At 64.9% G+C, this 15204-nt stretch carries 16 protein-coding genes and 1 tRNA gene; 9 read left to right on the top strand and 8 right to left on the bottom strand.

The genetic code is table 11. The features are described from left to right. Window positions 1–56: 56 nt before the first annotated feature. Window positions 57–1160 carry a magnesium transporter CorA family protein gene (locus ABW18_RS16915; protein WP_049700161.1) on the top strand — a complete coding sequence of 368 codons (1104 nt, stop codon included), beginning with the start codon at window positions 57–59 and terminating at the stop codon, window positions 1158–1160. A gap of 99 nt (window positions 1161–1259) precedes the next feature. Further along, window positions 1260–1859, top strand: a complete 600-nt coding sequence (locus ABW18_RS16920; RefSeq protein WP_049700162.1) for a hypothetical protein — start codon at window positions 1260–1262, stop codon at window positions 1857–1859. Between the two features lie 345 nt (window positions 1860–2204). Here ABW18_RS16920 and ABW18_RS16925 read toward each other — a convergent pair whose 3' ends face one another. After that, window positions 2205–2669 carry an Rv2732c family membrane protein gene (locus ABW18_RS16925; RefSeq protein WP_049700163.1) on the bottom strand — a complete coding sequence of 155 codons (465 nt, stop codon included), beginning with the start codon at window positions 2667–2669 and terminating at the stop codon, window positions 2205–2207. 110 nt (window positions 2670–2779) lie between these two features. On the opposite strand from ABW18_RS16925, the gene ABW18_RS16930 reads away from it, so the two are divergent. Together ABW18_RS16930 and ABW18_RS16935 are read left to right on the top strand one after the other, a co-directional pair. Then, the gene (locus ABW18_RS16930) at window positions 2780–3139 is read left to right on the top strand and encodes an ArsR/SmtB family transcription factor (RefSeq protein WP_197494539.1); all 360 of its coding nucleotides are present in this window, start codon (window positions 2780–2782) and stop codon (window positions 3137–3139) included. 4 nt (window positions 3140–3143) lie between these two features. Then, window positions 3144–3629, top strand: coding sequence for an SRPBCC family protein (locus ABW18_RS16935; protein WP_049700164.1), 486 nt, complete (start codon window positions 3144–3146; stop codon window positions 3627–3629). 8 nt (window positions 3630–3637) lie between these two features. On the opposite strand, the gene ABW18_RS16940 is transcribed toward ABW18_RS16935, so the two are convergent. From ABW18_RS16940 to ABW18_RS16960, 5 genes are all read right to left on the bottom strand, one after another. Further along, on the bottom strand, window positions 3638–3994 hold the full coding sequence (locus tag ABW18_RS16940; RefSeq protein WP_231895423.1) for a hypothetical protein: 357 nt from the start codon (window positions 3992–3994) through the stop codon (window positions 3638–3640). 129 nt (window positions 3995–4123) lie between these two features. Next, window positions 4124–4208, bottom strand: a tRNA-Ser gene (locus ABW18_RS16945). A gap of 56 nt (window positions 4209–4264) precedes the next feature. After that, window positions 4265–5239 carry an NAD(P)H-quinone oxidoreductase gene (locus ABW18_RS16950; protein ID WP_049700165.1) on the bottom strand — a complete coding sequence of 325 codons (975 nt, stop codon included), beginning with the start codon at window positions 5237–5239 and terminating at the stop codon, window positions 4265–4267. 43 nt (window positions 5240–5282) lie between these two features. Beyond that, window positions 5283–5753: a MarR family winged helix-turn-helix transcriptional regulator gene (locus ABW18_RS16955; protein ID WP_049700166.1), complete on the bottom strand. Its 471-nt coding sequence runs from the start codon at window positions 5751–5753 to the stop codon at window positions 5283–5285. An 82-nt stretch (window positions 5754–5835) separates the two neighbouring features. Further along, on the bottom strand, window positions 5836–7032 hold the full coding sequence (locus tag ABW18_RS16960; RefSeq protein ID WP_049700167.1) for a cysteine desulfurase-like protein: 1197 nt from the start codon (window positions 7030–7032) through the stop codon (window positions 5836–5838). Window positions 7033–7170: 138 nt separating this feature from the next. On the opposite strand from ABW18_RS16960, the gene ABW18_RS16965 reads away from it, so the two are divergent. From ABW18_RS16965 to ABW18_RS16985, 5 genes are all read left to right on the top strand, one after another. Further along, window positions 7171–7728 (top strand): bacterial proteasome activator family protein, encoded by a 558-nt coding sequence (locus tag ABW18_RS16965; RefSeq protein WP_049700168.1) that lies wholly within the window; start codon window positions 7171–7173, stop codon window positions 7726–7728. 76 nt (window positions 7729–7804) lie between these two features. Next, window positions 7805–8674, top strand: a complete 870-nt coding sequence (gene wzm, locus ABW18_RS16970; protein WP_049700169.1) for a galactan export ABC transporter permease subunit Wzm/RfbD — start codon at window positions 7805–7807, stop codon at window positions 8672–8674. A gap of 3 nt (window positions 8675–8677) precedes the next feature. Then, the gene (wzt, locus tag ABW18_RS16975; protein WP_049700170.1) at window positions 8678–9517 is read left to right on the top strand and encodes a galactan export ABC transporter ATP-binding subunit Wzt/RfbE; all 840 of its coding nucleotides are present in this window, start codon (window positions 8678–8680) and stop codon (window positions 9515–9517) included. Next, on the top strand, window positions 9514–10461 hold the full coding sequence (glfT1, locus tag ABW18_RS16980) for a galactofuranosyltransferase GlfT1 (protein WP_049700171.1): 948 nt from the start codon (window positions 9514–9516) through the stop codon (window positions 10459–10461). The genes wzt and glfT1 overlap by 4 nt, the downstream gene beginning before the upstream one ends. 194 nt (window positions 10462–10655) lie before the next feature. Then, the gene (locus ABW18_RS16985) at window positions 10656–11534 is read left to right on the top strand and encodes a TIGR03619 family F420-dependent LLM class oxidoreductase (RefSeq protein ID WP_049700172.1); all 879 of its coding nucleotides are present in this window, start codon (window positions 10656–10658) and stop codon (window positions 11532–11534) included. A 127-nt stretch (window positions 11535–11661) separates the two neighbouring features. On the opposite strand, the gene ABW18_RS16990 is transcribed toward ABW18_RS16985, so the two are convergent. Together ABW18_RS16990 and ABW18_RS16995 are read right to left on the bottom strand one after the other, a co-directional pair. Then, window positions 11662–13218, bottom strand: a complete 1557-nt coding sequence (locus ABW18_RS16990) for a glycosyltransferase family 39 protein (protein ID WP_082938008.1) — start codon at window positions 13216–13218, stop codon at window positions 11662–11664. Next, window positions 13205–15109: a glycosyltransferase gene (locus ABW18_RS16995; protein ID WP_049700173.1), complete on the bottom strand. Its 1905-nt coding sequence runs from the start codon at window positions 15107–15109 to the stop codon at window positions 13205–13207. The genes ABW18_RS16990 and ABW18_RS16995 overlap by 14 nt, the downstream gene beginning before the upstream one ends. Window positions 15110–15204 lie beyond the last annotated feature (95 nt).

Genomic DNA, 15204 nt, shown 5'->3' on the forward strand with positions numbered 1-15204 from the left:
AGGTCGAGCGAGCGCGGCAGCGTCGAGGACCTCTCGTCGCGTGGCAGGATGACGTCATGGGAGACGAGCGCATCCAGGGCCAGATCTGGCGCGATGGCAAGAAGGTCGACGGATTCTCCCTCGAATCGGTCTCCGACCTCATCGGCGAGTCCGACACCGTCGTGTGGGCCGACCTGCAGTGCCCGACCCATGAGACGCTCTCTTCGCTCGCAGACGAACTCGGGTTGAACAAGTTCGCCATCGAAGACACGATCTCGGCCGCCGAGCGCGTCAAGACCGTCACCTACAGCGACCACACCTTCATCATGGTGTACGGCATCGAGATGAAAACGTCTGCGACACAGAATGTTCGACGCTCCGACAGCGATTCCGACGACGACGCTGACGACGACTCCGACGATCCACCACCTCCGAGGTCGGGGGTGGTCGCCAACAACGGGCAGAATCAGCGCGCCAAATCCTTTACATTGCACCGCATCTCGATCTTCATCAAGGACAACGCCGTCATCACGGTGCGTATGCATCCGGGCGACGGGATCAAGACCGTGGTGGAACGCTGCGAGGACACGAACGCCGCGTCGCTCGGGGTCGGCGGGTTGCTCTACGTGGTGCTCGACGTCGTGGTCGACGGCCACTTCGACGCGGTCCAGGTACTCGACGACCAGATCGAGGAGCTCGAGGACTATTTGTTCGACGAGTCCGTTCCCAACGTGAGTCTGCAACGTCGGACGTATGACCTGCGCAAGGATCTCGTGGTGCTGCGGCGGGTGGTGCTCCCGATGCGCGAGGTGGTCGGCACCATCCAGCGACACCGCTACCAGGATCGCGGAGAACACGCGGCCGAGCTCGACCCCAACTACTCCGACCTCTACGACCACGTGCTGCGCGCCGCCGAGTGGACCGAGTCACTGCGCGACATGCTCAGCAGCGTCTTCGAGACGAACCTCTCGTTGATGGACGCGCGGCTCAACACCGTGATGAAGAAGTTGACCGCGTGGGCCGCGATCATCGCTGTGCCGACCCTCATCACCGGCTACTACGGACAGAACGTGCTGTTCCCCGGATACAGCACGTCGTGGGGTGTCTGGGTCAGTGCGATCCTGATCGTCGGGTCTGTCATCGTGCTCTACATCAACTTCCGCAAGCGGGATTGGCTGTAGTCACGCGGGGTGTCGGTGTGCGACACGCTCGAATTGGAATCTGAAACCTCTTGTCCCGTATTGTTTTCGAACGTGCTCTCCAGAACTGCCGAAGCTGTCGTGACCGAAAACACTGCCACCCCGTGTGAGTGGTGCTCCTCCACCGATGACGTCGCGGACTTCCGTGACGAAGTGCGCTGCGGCAAGTGCCGCGAGCTCGAGGTGACGATCACCGAGGCGCGCAAGTTCTTGGGTTTCTACGGTCTGCGCCCGCTCGGCGGCTCCGTGGAATGCGACGACGAGGAGGAGCGCGAGCACCGTGTCGGCGCTCGCGACGCGTACACCGAGTTGAACCGGATCCGCACGAGCACCCCTGCTCCTCGACCCAAGCGATCCGCGTCGCGAACGTCTGCGGCCGCGGTGAAGTCGAGCGCTGTGAAGTCGGGCGCCGTGAAGAGCGCGGGCGACAAGGCGAGCACGGCAACCACGAGCCCGACACGACGCAACGACGTTTCGCGGCCCGACCGCGCGGAGCTTCTCAGCCGCGCCGAGGGTCTGCTGAACGAACTCACCGACATCGACGGGCGCCTGGCCGCCGCCGAGCAGGAATCGGGACTCTCCGCCAAGGCCCGCATCGCCGACCTGACCTCGCGTCGCGAATACGTACTACGCACCCTCGCCGCGCTCGAGAAGGCTCAGCGCGCCATGGCCCCGTCCTGACGACCGCCGGTACGTACACAACTCGTACCTGAGCGGACCGCCGAGGAGATTATTGTGATGGCGCCGCGCTCACGACCGAGTTGTGTAGGCGCCTCGCGCTGACCGAGAGCCTCTTCGCTGAACGAGCGCCCTTTTCGCCGATCGAGCGCCCCTCTTTGCTGATCGAGCCCATCCCGCTGATCGAGCGCCCGTTCGCTGATCGAGCCTGTCGAGATCACCCCGCTGATCGAGCGCCCCTTCGCTGATCGAGCGCCCCTTCGCTGATCGAGCTTGTCGAGATCAACCCGCCTCGCCGACCGAGCCCACCCCGCTGATCGAGCCTGTCGAGATCACCCACGGCCACAGCTACGAGGCGTGACCTCCGTTGTGCCCCGCCGGCGGGCGCACGCACTGCACCCAGTTGACCACGAGCGCGATGTGGCACAGCGCGGCCACCAACAGCCCAAGCGAAGTCTGTTGGCGCGCAGTCTGATCCGCCCAGTAGCCCAGAATCGAGATCGGCACCGCGACGGCGCTGACCGCTGCTGCGATCCAGCAGGGTGCGAAACGTCGAACAATCACCGCGACCATGGACAGCACCACGGCGGCGGCGCCGAAGATGACGGCGAGTTCCGAGAGCGGCGTCGACGTTCCGGTCAGGGCAGTCACGACGCTCATGCCCGCGAGTACCACGACGGCCACCCAGATGGCGGCGACCGCACGCCCGCGGAGCGGGACCTCTGCCATGACCCTGCGTTCGATTCCACGAAGGGAGTCCGCGAGCCGAGGGTCCAGTTCGTCGCGGTCTACACCTCTCCCGTCGTCGCGCATCCCACCAGTGTCCTCCGCTAGCGCTCGGGGCGCAGGACCCGGGGTGCGCAATACAGGCCAATTTCACGAAAGGGTAGACACGTACAACCAATCAGTTGTACGTTTGCATCGTGAGCACAACGGCAGAGGACCAGGCAGACGCACTGTTCCACGCACTTGCCGATCGAACCCGCCGCGACATCATGCGGCGCGTGCTCGCGCAGGAGCAGTCGGTGTCGACACTCGCCGCCGACTACGACATGAGCTTCGCCGCGGTACAGAAACACGTCGCCGTGCTCGAACGCTCCGGACTGCTGACAAAACGTCGCCGAGGGCGTGAACAACTTGCCTCCGGCGACGTCGAGGCCGTGCGCGCCGTGTCGGACCTACTCGACGAGCTCGAGCAGGTCTGGCGCGGCCGGATCGACCGAATCGACGCACTACTTGCTGTCGACGACACTCCGTCGACAGCTGCCGACAAAGAGGAGTAAGACAATGCCCGTCATCGACGTCACCAAGAATCTCGACGACCGATCCCTCACCATCACAGCCGAGTTCGCAGCTCCGGTTGAACGCGTCTGGCAGATCTACGCCGATCCGCGTCAGCTCGAGAAGGTCTGGGGCCCACCGGAATACCCCGCAACGTTCGTCGACCACAACCTGGCGCCGGGCGGGCGTGTCACGTACTACATGACCGGACCCGACGGCGAAAAGTACGCGGGCTACTGGCTCGTCGACTCCGTCGACAAGCCGTCGAACTTCAGCTTCCGCGACGGCTTCGCCGACGAAAACTTCACGCCGATCGATTCACTTCCGTTGTCGCACAGCACATACTCGTTCGCCGACAACGATGGCCGAACCATCGCCACCTACGTGAGTACGTACGAAACGGTTGAGGGACTGCAGAAGGTCCTCGACATGGGCATGGCCGAGGGCGCGACGCAGTCGCTCAACCAGATCGATCAGTTCCTGGCAGGTTGACCGCGCGCTCAGCGCTTGCGCGTCAGAACGAACTTGGCGATGACCTTGTTGCCCTGATACTGCGAGCCCGCATATCCGTTGCGCGTCTTGTACATCTTGAGTCCGTTGCCCTGGCCCATGTTGACGTACTCGTACTTGCCAACGGTTGTGATGGGGTAGCCACGGAAGCTTGGGGTGACCCCTAACCGGTGATTGCGAACCGTCATGTCCGAACACCACGGCACCGGAACGTGGAAACCCTGGAACTCGGTGTTGCAGTATCGATAGTTGCCAGGCGAGACGTCGGCGTGCGCCGCTCCGCCACCCACGAGAACTCCTGCGGCAGCGGCGCCGCCGATCATTACACTTGCTATCAGCTTCTTCACAGGCCGGAATTGTGCCATAAGGTCTCAGCGATTACTTGGACCCGTCGTTCGCCGAAATGAGGTTCAGTTGCGTGGGACGCAGGGGTACAAAAATGCCCCTCTGGATCCCACGCAACTCGGCCTCTTCTGCGGAAGCGGAGGGATTTGAACCCCCGGTGGTTTTACCCACGCTCGCTTTCAAGGCGAGTGCATTCGGCCGCTCTGCCACGCTTCCCTGCCGAAAAGGGTACGTGACCCGCAGCGCGAGACCACCATCAGCCCGTTCCCTCATCAACCAACGCGCAGCAGCACCTTGCCGATCGCGTCGCCGCTGTTGAGTCGCTCGTGGGCGGCCTGGGCGTCGGCGAGCTCGAAGACCGAGTCGGTCACCGGCACCACAGAGCCGGCCTCGATCAACGGCCAGGTTCGCGTGTAGGTCTTCTCGACGATCGACGCCTTGCCGTCGGCCCCGGTCACCGGCCTCGAGCGCAGCGCGGTGCCGTACACCGAGAGCCGCTTGGAAATCATTGCGCCGATGGGTAACTCACCCTTGACGCCGCCCTGCATGCCGATGATGACCAGGCGCCCTCCCGTGGCGAGAGCCTTGACGTTGCGCGGCAGATAGGCCGCGCCGATGATGTCGAGGATCACGTTGGCGCCACCGTGCCCGGAGATCACCTCGACGAAGTCCTCCGACGAGTAGTCGATGAGGATCTCGGCCCCGTACTCCGCCGAGCGCGCCAGCTTCTCCTTCGTCCGCGCCGTCACCGCGACCCTGGCTCCCAGCGCGCGACACAGCTGCGTCGCATGGGTGCCGATCCCGCTGGAGCCTCCATGAATGAGCACCAGCTCGTCAAGCTGCAGGTGCGCCGTGAGCAGCAGGTTCGAGACAACCGTGCACGCAACCTCCGGCAGTCCCGCTGCCTCGATCAGGTCCACATTCGACGGCTTCGGCAGCACCTGCACGGCCGGAACCACCACCAGCTCGGCGTACCCGCCGCCCGCGAGCAGGGCACACACCTCGTCGCCGACGGACCACTCCGTCACCTCTGGACCAAGTTCGACGATCCGGCCCGACACCTCGAGACCGAGAATCTCCGACGCCCCAGGCGGCGGTGGATACAGGCCCTGTTTCTGGAGTAGGTCGGCACGGTTCACGCCGGCTGCCGCGACCTCGATGAGCACCTCGCCGGGTCCCGGCGTCGGATCGGGTACTTCGGCGACAGACAATGTGGCGGTATCGGACTCGACGGTGATTGCACGCATGCCATCGATGCTGCCCGAAAGTGGCGTCGAACGGGCGTAACCGTCAGGACCAGGAGCCCCGGACCTTCCGCATGGCGAGGCAGATGGTGGTGAAGCCTTCCTCGCCCAGGACGTCGAAGACGTACTCGCGGATCACGCCGTTGCGCACCCGCGAGATCCGGGCCAACGTGCTGCGGCCGGTGTCGGTGATGCGGACGAGTCGGTGTCTGCCGTCGAGGTCCGAACGTACGCGGACGACGTCGCCGGTGTCGATCAGTCTGCCGATCTGACGGGACATGGTGCTGACGCCCATGTGCACGGTCGCCGCGAGTTCACTGATGCCGAACTGCTCACGCGTCGCGAGAACTTCGAGGATGCGCAGGTCGGTTGTAGTCCAGCCGTTTGCGCCGAACGTGCTGTTGACCTGAGCCATCAGCGCCCATCCGCCATCCACGAACGAGTTCCAGAGCGCGACCTGATCGGCGGTCAGCTCCGGTGTATCAGGCGCGGGAGGGCGGGGTTCGGGGTCGTTCACATTGGTCAACTTAGTATGCGTTGTAGCTAAATGCGAAACCGTGTGGATCGGTCGACCCACACGCAATACGCTGCGACGTTGCCTAACCGAGCGACCCGAGAGTTCTGACCAGATGGTCAACTTCGTACGGCGTCGAATAGGGTCCGAGACCGACGGTCACCGCGCCGCCGAAGTCGCTTGCACCCATGCGTGTCAGCGCTCGGCACGGGAGGTCGGCGAGCGCACAGATCCCGTTGTCGGAGAGGCGTCGAACCACCTTGTCCGCCGAGACCTGATCGAAGGTGAAGCTGAGCGTCGGGACGCGGTTACCAGGCGTCCCGACCACCGAGACCTGACTGAGCTGCTCCAGAGTCGTCGTGAGGTAGACCATCAGCCGGTCGAGATACTCGTTGACCGCGTCGAGGGAGGCGACAAGTCGTCGGCGCCGCTTGCCGATCGCGTCGGCGTCGAGCGAGGCGAGATGTTCGATCGACGCGACCAGCCCGGTCAGCAGTCCGCCCTGTAGCGGTTCGAGTTCGAGACGTGCGGGGCCGACCGCACGCGGGTCGACCGACATCGGGACGAGCCGATCGATGACCTTCGGATCCCGGAACACCATTGCCGCGACCCGCGGACCGCCCCACCGCTCGGCGGACACCACGAGCACATCCGCACCGAGTTCGGCGATGTCGAGCGGCATGTAGGGAGCAGCATTCGTCGCGTCGACGACGAGCATCGCACCACGTGCGTGTGCGAAGCGGGCGATCGCGGGGATATCGGTGATGGCACCGAGAGTCGACGACGCCAAGGTGACGGCGACGACTGCCGTTCGCGCACCGACGAGATTCTTGTACTGCCACGCGGGCAGCTCACCCGTCTCGATGTCGAGTTCGGCCCACCGCACAGAACCGCCATAGCGTCCGACGACCCGCAGCCACGGCACGATGTTCGGCTCGTCGTCGGCATGACTCACGACGACGTCGCCGCCGAGCCAGGTGTTGGGGGCGATCGACTCCGCCAGGGTCCACACGAGCGCCGATCGGGAGGGTCCCAGGACCACTCCCGCGGCCTGCGCGCCGACGAGATCGGCGACCGCTCGACGTGCGCCGTCGATGGCTTCGGTGGTGCGGACCGCACCCGGATAGACCCCGCCCGGCGCCGCGCCGAGCTGGCGGAATCCCGACGAGACCGCGCTGGCAACAGAGTCGGGGATGAGCATCCCGGCCTGCGCGTCGAAATGAATCCAGCCGTCGCCGAGCGAGGGGAACAGTCCTCGCACGGCGGCGACGTCGAGACTCATGCCAGCCACGATAGACGGCCCGCCCTCGACGAACGGACGGGTTGTCGCCGAACGCCGCGCGGCGACGGCGTCCCCTGGCGTCGGGAGCAATACCGACTACTGCTGACGGGTGTCGGCGGCTTTCGGCACAATGGGGACATGGCTAGCGAAGGCACATCGTCCGGAGCGTTTGATCCCCGCGGTTTCGGTTCTCCGGCAACCGCCGACGAGAACATCGTGGTTGTCGGGCCCGACGACCACGAGACCGGGAAAGACGCCGAATCCAAAGACAGTGTGGCCGACATGGTCGAGCAACCCGCCAAGGTCATGCGGATCGGCACGATGATCAAGCAGTTGCTCGAGGAAGTGCGGGCAGCTCCGCTCGACGAGGCGTCGCGCAACCGGCTCCGCGAGATCCACCAGACGTCGATCAGCGAACTGGAAGACGGCCTCGCCCCCGAGCTGCGTGAAGAGCTCGAACGCCTCGCACTCCCCTTCTCCGACGACTCGACGCCTTCCGATGCCGAACTGCGTATCGCGCAGGCACAGCTCGTCGGGTGGCTCGAAGGACTCTTCCACGGGATCCAGACAGCGCTGTTCGCCCAGCAGATGGCAGCGCGTGCGCAGCTCGAGCAGATGCGACAGGGCGCTCTGCCTCCCGGAATCGTGGGTCCAGGTGGTCCCGGCGGCGGACCGAGCACCGGTCAGTACCTCTGAGTATCGGGCCGCGGACTCCTCGCTCGACACCGCCCGTTCCGGATCGTCGAACTGCTCGCTTGTATGCTGAATCCCCGTGTCAGCGGTAGTCAACGAGCGGGAAGTTCCGCCACCACCCACGACGTCGGATTCGAGGTCGTTTCGGCGGGCGTTCAAGGACCTCTCGGACGGACTCCGCGCGAGGGAGCTCTGGGCGCTTCTCGGATGGCAGGACATCAAACAGCGGTATCGGCGTTCGGTGCTCGGACCGTTGTGGATCACGATCGCGACCGGCATCACGGCCGTGGCGATGGGTCTGCTGTATTCGCAGCTGTTCGACGAGGACATCACAACGTTCCTGCCGTACGTGACGCTCGGCTTCATCTTCTGGGGCTTCATCGAGGGATCGATTCTCGACGGCTCGGAGGTGTTCGCCAAGAACGAGGGGTTGATCAAGCAGATCCCGTCACCGCTGTCGGTGCATGTCTACCGACTCGCGTGGCGGCAGCTCATCATCTTCGCGCACAACATCGTCATCTACCTGGTGCTGCTGGCGATCTTCTGGAAGCACATCCACCTGAGCTGGACCGTCGTGCTGATCATCCCGGCGATGATCCTGTTCGTCATCAACAGCGTGTGGGTCGCGATGGTCTTCGGCATCCTGACCACCCGATTCCGCGACATCGGACAGCTACTCAGCACCGCCGTGCGCCTGGTGTTCTTCATGACGCCGATCATCTGGAGCGCGTCGTCGCTGCACAAGGTCACCGGAGAGGGCTCGTCGCGGGCACGGATCTTCGAGATCAACCCGATGTTCCACTATCTCGAGATCACGCGCGGTCCGCTGCTCGGCGAATCGGTCGCCTTCTATCACTGGGCGATCGTCATCGGCTGCACCGTCGCGGGATGCCTTCTCGCCCTGTTCATCATGCGCAATTACCGCGCCCGAGTTCCGTATTGGGTGTGAGTCGTGACCAGCTCCAGAGAACCTGAGATCAAGAACGACGCCGTCCGCGTCGACACCTGGGACGCCTGCGTCGACTTCCCCATCTTCGACGCCAAGACGCGGTCGCTGAAAAAGTCGGTGCTCGGTGCCGCGGGCGGCGTGATCGGCGCCAATGCGTCGAACGTGGTGGTTGTCGAAGCACTCAAGAACATCAACCTGCACCTCGAACACGGCGATCGCGTGGGGCTCGTCGGTCACAACGGTGCCGGTAAGTCGACGCTGCTGCGCTTGCTGTCGGGCATCTACGAACCGACGCGCGGCTCATGTCGGGTGAAGGGTCGCGTGGCCCCGGTCTTCGACCTCGGCGTCGGCATGGACCCGGAGATCTCCGGCTACGAGAACATCCTCATCCGCGGCATGTTCCTGGGCGTGAGCCGTAAGGAGATGCTGCGCAAGACCGACGAGATCGCGGAGTTCTCCGAGCTCGGCGACTACCTCAACATGCCGCTGCGCACCTACTCGACCGGTATGCGCGTGCGCCTCGCCCTGGGTGTGGTGACCAGCATCGATCCCGAGATCCTGATCCTCGACGAGGGCATCGGAGCCGTCGACGCGGAGTTCATGAAGAAGGCGCGTACGCGGCTGCAGTCGCTGGTCGAGCGCTCGGGAATCCTGGTTTTCGCCAGTCACTCCAACGAGTTCTTGGCCCAACTGTGCGACCGCGCGCTCTGGATCGACCACGGCGAGATCCGGATGGACGGCGGGATCGAGGAGGTGGTCGGCGCCTACGAGGGTCCGACCGCCGCAGCGCACGTGCGCGAAGTGCTCGACGAGATGCATCGGACCGACGGCAAGCCCGCATGAGCGACTCCACGGGCTCGACCTCGCGCGTCATTGCCTCGCGTGTCATTGCCGTTGTGGTGACCCATCGTCGAGCGGAGTTGCTCGCCGAGTCGCTTGCCGTGGTCTCCGCACAGTCCCGACCTGTCGACCACCTCGTCGTCGTCGACAACGGCAACGAACAACAGGTCGCCGACCTCGTTGCCGCACAACCCATTCCGACGACCTACGTGGGTTCGCAGCGCAACCTCGGGGGCGCGGGCGGGTTTGCGCTCGGCATGTTGACCGCGCTGTCACTCGGCGCCGACTGGGTGTGGTGCGCCGACGATGACGGACGCCCTGAGGACAGCGAAGTTTTGTCGACGCTGCTCGAGTGCGCCGCACGTCATCGGCTCGACGAGGTCTCACCCGTCGTCGTCAACATCGACGACCCCGACACCCTCGCCTTCCCGTTGCGCCGCGGCGTGGCGTGGCGGCGCAAGCGGTCGGAGTTGTTCGAGGGCGACGGCGAGCCCGACGGCGACGACGACCTGCTGCCGGGCATCGCGTCGCTGTTCAACGGCGCACTGTTCTCTGCGCACGCGCTCGACGTCGTCGGCGTCCCCGACCTCCGGCTGTTCTTCCGCGGCGACGAGGTCGAGGTGCACCGCCGCCTCGTGCGCTCCGGTTTACGTTTCGGCACGTGCCTGACCACGGCATATCTACACCCGTACGGCTCCGACGAGTTCCGCCCGATCCTCGGCGGCCGCATGCACACGCAGTATCCCGACAACTCGGTGAAGCGCTTCTTCACCTACCGCAACCGCGGCTTCCTCATGAACCAGCCCGGCATGCGCAAATTGCTCCCACAGGAGTACGCACGATTCGGCTGGTACTTCCTGGTGCAGCAGCGCGACGTCGCGGGCTTCCGCGAGTGGTTCCGGCTGCAGCAACTCGGCCGCCGCGAACGGTTCGTGCGGCCCGACTGACGTCGATTGGGCGCTTCGTCGCGTCGAGTGGGCGCTTCGTCGTGCCGAGTGGGCGCTCTAGCCTGCCGACAGTGCGCTTCGTCTCATCGACTGGGCGCTTCGTCGTGCCGAATGGGCGCAATTCGCCGACCACCCTCGCCGAAACTAGAACGTGTTCTACTCTGTGATCAGACACCGATCCACAGGGGAGACACATGCGGTTCACCTTCGCCGAGGCGATGACAGATCCCAGCTTCTACGCACCACTCGCCCAGGCGGCCGAGGAGGCCGGGTACGCGGGGTTCACGATTCCCGACTCGCTCGCGTACCCAGAGGAGTCCGACGCCACCTATCCGTACACGCCGGACGGCAATCGTGAGTTCCTCGACGGCAAGGCGTTCATCGAGACGTTCATCGAGGCCGCGGCGCTCGGTGCCGTCACGTCGACGATCCGCTTCACGCCGTTCGTTCTCAAACTCCCCGTGCGACCGCCGGCGCTGGTGGCCAAGCAGGCGAGTTCTGTTGCGTACCTGACAAACAACCGACTCGCACTAGGCGTCGGCACCAGCCCGTGGCCGGAGGACTATGAGTTCATGGGCGTCGACTTCGCGCGACGTGGCAAGCGCATGGACGAATGCATGGACATCTTCCGTGGCCTGACGTCGGGTGAATACTTCGAATTCCACGGCGAGTTCTACGACATTCCACGCATCAAGATGACCCCCGCACCCACAGAGCCGATCCCACTCCTCGTCGGAGGGCACGCCGACGCCGCGCTGCGTCGAGCCGTGATCCGAGGCGACGGATGGATGCACGGAGGCGGCCCCGCGGAGGAACTCGACGCCCTGCTCGACAAGATCACCGACATCCGCAAAGCGGAGGGAAAACTCAACGACCCCTTCGAGATCCACGTCATCTCACTCGACGCCTATACGGTCGACGGATGTAAGAGGTTGGAGGACAAGGGAATCACCGATGTGATCGTCGGCTTCCGCCTTCCGTACGTGATGGGCGACGACACCGAGCCGCTCGCGACCAAGATCGACCATCTGAACGCCTACGCCGAGAACGTGATCGCGAAGGTGAACGGCTGACGCACAGTCGGCACGCTGGAGCGCCCAGTCGGCACGACGTGACGCACGGTCGACGCGCTGGAGCGCCCACTCGACGGGATGAGGCGCCCAGTCGACGCGCTCAAGCGCCCAGTCGACACGCTCGACGTCAGCGGCGCATCTCGACGACCTGCGTGTTGTTGAAGGGAACCTGGCGCACGACGTGCAGTCCGGCGGCCGAAAGTTGTTGGTAGAGCGGCGTCGAGGTGAAGTGGCTGGGTGAGAACACCCAGTAGCCGATGGCGCCGGGGTAGGCGACGTAGCCGTGGTCGCGGTCCTTGTCGGTGATCACCCACATCACCTGGCACTGCTCGGCGAACCGTCGATAGACGGCGACGGGTTTGTCGCCGTCCCAGAGCACGTCCCCGTGGATCGCGTCGACCGAGGGGCCGACGTCGCGCAGTCCCACGAAGTCGTCGGGCTTGGCGCGCAGGACGACTCGCTGCGAGACCGGGCTCCACGTCGGCGCGGTGGAGAACGCGACGCAGTCGCCGGAATGTGCGTTCGAGCCGATGAAGTCGGCGGCCTCGGAGAAGTCGGTGCCGCCGAGTCGGCCGTACGCGCTGCGGTCGGCGAGGTACGTCGGCGTTGCGGCCGCGGCCAGAACCACGACGAGAAGCGCTGCCACCCACACACGGTCGCGAGCGATCTGACACACCGCCCACGCCAGGATCAGCGCCAGCCCACCGGCTGTGAAGATCAGGTAGCGGGGTGTGTAGACGGCGTCGACCAACCACGAGAACACGAACACCAGTGCCGCGGGCACGAAGACCCACAGCAGTCCGATGACCAGGGTCGACCATCGCCCGCGGGCACCGAGGACAGCAGCGGCGGCGAGTCCTGCCACCACGACGACAGCGCCGACGATGAGGAAAATGGTTGCGCCGTCGAAGAACTCGAATCGTGCATAGTTGCCGAGCGTCCGTGGCGACATCTGCTCGACCCACGAGATCTGCGCCCGTTGCGAGACGAAGACGCGCGCGAATGGCGCGACAAGTGCGCACACGATAATCGCGGAGATGACGAAAGCGCCTACCGTCCAGCGTAATCGCGACCTATCTCGCCCCCGACCCTTCATCAGCACGATCAGCAGGTGCACGGAGAGCAGCATGATGGTGAAGAAGAACCACACCACACCGACGACAGAGACCGCGACGTATGCCGCCCACCACCCCCAGCGTCGTCGCCGAGAGGCACCGTCGTCGACGTCGAGCGCGATAAGCAGGACCAGCGTCATGGCGATCCCGAAAGCGATTGTGCCGGCATAGGATCGGGCCTCAGAGCCCGCCCAGGTCGTGCGCGGCAGACACAGGAGCACCAGGCCGGCGATCACGCCAAAACGTGTGTCCCACAGTCGGGTACCGAGAACGACGAGCAGGCCTGCTGCGACACCGACCGCCAATGCGGACGGGAACCTCAGCGAGAACTCCGACAGCCCGAACACCTTGGTCCACACATGCATGCACAGGTAGTAGAGCGCGTGCACGGCATCGATCTGAGCGAGCAGATCCCACATCGCCGACAGTGGACGGTGCACCGCAGACACCGTCGCGGCCTCGTCGTACCAGAGCGACGGACGCCAGGAACCGTACGCGCACAACACCACTCCAAAGATCCCGACCACCAGTGCGGGTCGGGCGGAGCGGAGTCGTTCAGTCGCCGTCAAACAATCTCGTCCAGTTCTCGCGACTCGTCAGTTCGGGCATTGCCTGTCGCCACCCGTCGGCGACGTCGAGTCCGTCACGACGCAGTTCGAGGCACAACTGTGCGAGTTCTCGTCCGAGCCGGACCGCGATCTGCTTGTCGCGCCGCCTGACTCGTACACCCGTCTGCGACGAATCGGTGACGATGGCCGACGAGAAGAGCCCTACGTGCCACCACCGTCCGTCGTCGGCAGAAATGGAGACGGGTGCTGGCGATACCCGGCCGAGCCATTGCTGCACAGCACGTTTGACCAGCACGCGAGTCTCTTTGTCTTCGTCCGGCAGCGGTCCGCGGCGTGAGATCCTCGTGTTGGGATCGGCGTCGACGAACACGTCGGCGCTGTCGCGGATGACCGTGTCCGGATACTGCGCACGCAGTTCCTTCAACTCGGACAGCTTCGACATTCCGCCGTCGTCGAGGATCGACGGTCCGCGCAGGAAATCACGAACGGCCAGAAGGAAAGTCGCGGCGAGGCCGTAGCGCATGGAGACGATGTGCGCGCCGACCTCCTTGGCGATGACGGTCGCGAGGTGCTTCGGGTCGTACGGCCCGTGGATCGCCGCGACGATGAGCGCGTTACGCCAACTGAAGTAGCGCGACCAGTCGTCGTAGTCCTTGAGGTGGAAGTCGGCGTGCCAGACGCCCGCGTTGGGCAGCGTGACCGTCGGAAAACCGTTGCGGCGCGCGCGAATACCGAACTCGATGTCGTCCCACTGGAAGAACAGCGGCAGCGAGAGTCCAGCCGCATAGACAGCCTCGACCGGGAGCAGGCACGACCACCAACCGTTCCATCCGGCGTCGGTGCGCGCGTCCTGTTGCTTCTCGAGCGCGTTCAGTCCCTGCTTGCCGTACGCACCGGGACGTCCGGCCTTGAGCTCGTCGAGCGCTTCCCACTCGCCGGTCATGTGCACCCGGTAGGTCTCCGACGCCAGCAACATCTGCGAACCGACGAGCATCGGTCGCGCCGTGCTGTTGGCAAAGGAGGTCAGCCGGAGGATGGACTCGGGTTCGCACGTGATGTCGTCGTCCATCACGACGATGTCGGTGTCGTGGCTGCCGCCCTTGGTGACCTCGTGGATACCGCGGTTGAATCCTCCCGCGCCGCCGAGGTTGGGCTGAGTGATGTAGTGCAGACGGTCGCCGAGTACCGCGGTGACCTCGCTGAACCGCGCCTGGTCGGCGACACGGTCGGTGCCCTGGTCGACGACGTACACGGCGGCGACCCTCTCGAGCACGACGGGATCGGATGCGAGCGCCAACACTGTCGCCACCGCGTCGGCCGGACGGTTGTGCGTGCACATGACGACAGACACGGGCCGGTCACGGACCCGAGAGTCCACGCTCCACTCGACACCGGAGATGCTTGCCGGCCCGTCGATGGCGGTCAACTCGAACCAGAGGGCTCCACCGTCGATGAATCGCTTGACGTCGAGGTCGAAGCTCACATGGCCCTGTCCGGAGACCTCCGCGGTCTGCACCGGACGTTCGCGACCGCTGATGTCGGAGGCACGGATGTCGATCCGCAGCGTCGTGCCGGGTGCGCAGTCGTGGTCGAACTCGAGGCGGACGGACCGCACGCGGGTGTAGCTCTGCCAGAAGGCTGCGGGAAAACGTCCGAAGTAGGTGTTCGCCGACAGTCGCGCCCCGGGTCCGAGATGAGCTCTGCGGCGATCGAGTCGCACCCTGGAGAGGTCGGTGTCGGCGTACATCCCCGGCTCGATCCGGGTATCCGGACCGGTGAACAGCGTGCGCTGGACGAGCAGGCGGCCCGAAGGAGAATTGGTCATCTCGCGCAAATCAGACGGGTCCGTGTGCGGGGTATCGGTCGTGGTCGGCTGTGCTGCTGTCGACATTGCATCCCATTCATCTCTTCGGGGGCTCTCGCGCCACACGTGTCGGCCCCGACGGCCACAGTAACCCAAGGCCTGTGAACACCCTGTCACTGACA

It is taken from the genome of Gordonia jacobaea (genome assembly GCF_001186365.1).
In the GTDB taxonomy this organism is placed as follows: domain Bacteria; phylum Actinomycetota; class Actinomycetes; order Mycobacteriales; family Mycobacteriaceae; genus Gordonia; species Gordonia jacobaea.